Annotated in this window: 2 protein-coding genes and 1 pseudogene; 1 reads left to right on the top strand and 2 read right to left on the bottom strand. The window is 49.7% G+C overall.

What is annotated here, in order from left to right; genetic code table 11:
* A partial coding sequence (locus tag B9Y59_RS15615; protein WP_158088916.1) for a hypothetical protein occupies nt 1-435 on the top strand: 435 nt, incomplete at its 5' end.
* Between the two features lie 1,958 nt (nt 436-2,393).
* Here B9Y59_RS15615 and B9Y59_RS15620 read toward each other — a convergent pair.
* Together B9Y59_RS15620 and B9Y59_RS01995 are read right to left on the bottom strand one after the other, a co-directional pair.
* Complete coding sequence (locus tag B9Y59_RS15620) at nt 2,394-2,561, bottom strand: hypothetical protein (protein WP_158088917.1); 168 nt, start codon at nt 2,559-2,561, stop codon at nt 2,394-2,396.
* Between the two features lie 12 nt (nt 2,562-2,573).
* Nucleotides 2,574-3,842: pseudogene (locus tag B9Y59_RS01995) on the bottom strand (FIVAR domain-containing protein); the annotation flags it as partial.

The raw sequence follows: 3,842 nt of genomic DNA on the forward strand, positions 1-3,842 counted from the left end.
GCAGCGACCGAAGAAGAGGTCAAGAGTGCCGTAGAAGCACTGGAAGCAAGCATCCAGAACCTGGAGACAAAGACGACGACAGCGAAGAAGAGCGGCTCCACATCGAGAAATGTAAGCAACACATATGGAGCAGCGGGTGTAGTTTCCGCAAGCCAGAGTGCAGCGGCAAGTGTGCGCAGCGATGCGGCAAATGCCATCACGCTGAACAGAGGAAGCATGTACACCTTCAAGATGACTGTGGTCAATGGAAATGGACTGGCGCCGAGCTTCACAGTGGGCAACGGAAGCGTTCTGAAGACGCAGTTTGTATCCCAGATCGGCAATGACTACTACTACAGAGTGTATGCAGTTGGCACACCGGGCCAGAGCACAGGTGTTTACACCACCCTTCCGGGCCAGAATGCAAAACTACATTGCACGGTAACCATTGCTTAAGTTGATTTAGGGACTTCCTGCAGATGAAGATCCGATGGATCTGAGCAATCGTGGGATAAGAGTTGTTTACTTGATGGAGTGAAAGCTATACCAATCAATATGCGTTTAAGCTCTCCTTCCAAGAGAATGATGAAAATATAAGGAGGAACCCCCATCCCAAAATTTTGGGATGGGGGTTCCTCCTGTTTTTCAATGTGGATTATTGTATGGGGAACGATAGGGAAAATTATGTGGATAAATATGTGCCAATTTGTAATCATAGCAAAGTTTTACACTTTTAGATTCTACAGGCATGACGGCCTTGATCAATTCATCATCTGAAAAACGGGAGTTGTATAATCGGCATCAATGAGAGGGAAATGTTATCAAATATTCCAATATAGGATTTTGCTTGTTTCGCTCAAACGCCTTTGTCTTATAAAATGAAGTAAATTAAGAAACGTAAAGAGATCCGTGAACAATTGTTTCTTATTAGCCTGATGAAAGAAAGCTCTCACAAATACAACACAAGAGAGTATTCATCCCAGCAGACTCGGATGAGCATGCCTTTGTGTTTTTATTTAGACTGAAGCTCAAAGGGATATTCACGGAAGTCTCTAGCCATTGGCAGTTAGTTTGGTTGAATGCGAACAATTTCATATCTTTTGAATAGTGCGGACACACAGAGCTTTTCACACCATAGGCGTCGATTATGGAAGCTCCATGCTATCGGTTGTTAGGAGCTTAATTTGGATACCAACTACTTTTATTCTTTCCTCAACACGCTTCCGGTGTTCATCTATCAATGGTGGGCATTCAGCGTCTTCGCGCCTTAGGCGTTTCCCTACAGGAGTTTCATGCCATCAATCGCCGGGTACTTGATTAGTTACAGATTTCTTTCACTCTTTGTACAACGCGATTCCGGTATTTAAGGATTATTTCTGTTTTTCCTTGGTGAAAACAAACTTTATACTATCCCCAAGAGTTTACCCTTATCCGCCTAACCATTACTGCATTATATGGTCATCATATGATACATCCCAATACCTAGATAAAGTTTGGCCCAGCAGGGAGTTTTCACTTTCTCGTTTGCGAATGCTCCTGCTGGGTCATATGGGTGGAATATCTCTGCTTTGGCTTTCCTAGGAATTCGTTCCCATGAGAGGCAAATCATCTACATGCGATTAGGACATACATTTGCATGTAGAAAAGCTATCCGCCAGAGACATCCCATATTCTTTTTTCCGAACCCTTATGCCACGTGTTTCACCACTTTCTGGTCCGGAAGGGTCGTGTAGACGCCTGTATTCTAGCACGGTGGACGCACAGCGTCTTTTGCGCCTTAGGCATTTCCTACGCTGGCTCCCCTCCATCAGCGATTGCTGGATCGAATCACTTATGCTTTCCACAAATTATTCGGCATTCAACCAATGGTCACTGTACAGTGTTTCACCACATTCTGACCAGGCAAGGTTGTGTCAACACCTGTGTTCTGTCACGGTGCACGCACAACGTCTTTCGTGCCTAGGGTATTGCCTACGAAACTCTTTACTATTGGTTACTGGATTCGATCGAATGTAGTTTACCTTCTCGTTGTTCAGAACAGATTTGGTACTCAGCCAATTGTAACTGTGCAGTGTTTGACTGCTTTTCTGCCCCGGCAGTGTCGTGTAGACGCCTGTGCTCTGGCCCGGTGGACGCACAGCGCCTTTCGCGCCTACGGCGTTTCCCACGCAGGCTCTCCTCCATCAGCGATTGCTGGATCGAATGGCTTACACCCTTCGCTGGTATCCGACATCAACCAATGGTCACCGTGCAGTGTTTCACCGCATTCTGACCCAGCAGTGTTGTATAGGTGCCCGTGCCCTAGTCCGATGGACGCACAGCGCCTTTCGCGCCTCCGGCGTTTCCTACGCTGGCTCTCCTCCATCAGCGATTGCTGGATCGAATGGTTTACACCCTTCGCTGGTATCCGGTATTCAACCAATGGTCACCGTACAGTGTTTTACCGCATTCTGCCCCGGCAGAGTCGTGTAGACGCCCACGCTCTGGCCCGGTGGATGCACAGTGCCTTTCGCGCCTTCGCGTTTCCTACACAGGCTCTCTTCCACCAGTGGTTGCTTGATCGAATCACTTATGTCTTTCACAAGTATCCGACATCAACCAATGGTCACCGTGCAGTGTTTCACTGCATTCTGACCCGGCAGGGTCGTGTAGACGCCCGTGCTCTGGCCCGGTGTGCCGGTTGCATAGACTCTGTAGTAGTAATCGTTTCCAACCCTCGCCACAAACTGCGTCTTGAGAACGCTGTCGTTGCCTACTGTAAAGCTCGGCGTCTGGTTGTTTCCATTTACCACCGTCATCTTGAAGCAGTATGCGCTGCCTCTCTTGAGCGTGAAGTTTACTGTCGTGTCGCTCACCACATGTGCCTTCTGGGTCGAGACGTTCTGTGCCGCAGAAACGACGCCTGCCGCCCCATAGGAGTTGGAGGCATTCACAGAACTGCTTCCCTTCCCTCCCTTGTTGTTCGGCTTCGGGTTGGGCTTCGGCGTCTCCGCCTTCTCCAAACTTGCTACAGCTGCTTCCAGGTTCACATATACCTTTGCGATCGTCTCCTTGTCCGCGGTTTCATCTCCAGCGACGGCCTTTGCTACCTGTAGCGCCGCCTCCAGGTTTGCCACACTGCGGTCCGTATAGCCGTTCAAGTCGATCGCTTCTGTCTCTTCGATGAGCTTCTGCAATTCTTCTCTGCTTGGGATCTTCCGCAGGGCTGCCATTGCTTCCGCAAGCTTCTGCGCCATTGCATCCACTTCTTCCTGTCCAGCTTCCGGATTCCCAAGCATCGTCTCTGCATCTTCCAGCACTCCATTAAAGGTCTGGAATGCCTCGTCCTGGATATAGCTGTCCATATCCAGACTCCTTGCTTCATCGACCACGGTCTGGAGCACCGACAGGTCTGCACGGTATTTCAGATTTTCAATCGCCTTCTGCAAGTTCTCATATGCCTTGTCCACTTCCGCCTTCAGCGGGTTCTCCTCGGCATAGACGTCCTTTGCCTCATTCAGCGCTTCCTCAAAGCCCTCCGTGCTGCTCGGCTTGAATGCATCCAGTTTCTCCGCCAACTGCTCTGCGATTTCAATCAGCGGCAGCAGCACTTCCTTGTCGCCTTCCTCGAATTCCAACAGGTGCATCGCTTCCAGCAGCTCGTCCCAGGCCTTGTTGACCTCTTCCTGGGTTGCGGCCGGATCGTCGTAGACCTCCTGTGCGTTGGTCCGGGCATTCACAAAGAGTTCCCGCACTTCCGGCACCAGCCGGTCAATGTCCTCCTGTGAAACGTTGTTCGCCTCATCCAGGACAATCTTCAAGATGTCCTTGTCCACCTTCGTAAAGGTAAAGCGCAGGCTCGCACTCTCATTCGGCATCGTGTA

Source organism: Anaeromassilibacillus sp. Marseille-P3371, assembly GCF_900169665.1.
In the GTDB taxonomy this organism is placed as follows: domain Bacteria; phylum Bacillota; class Clostridia; order Oscillospirales; family Acutalibacteraceae; genus Anaeromassilibacillus.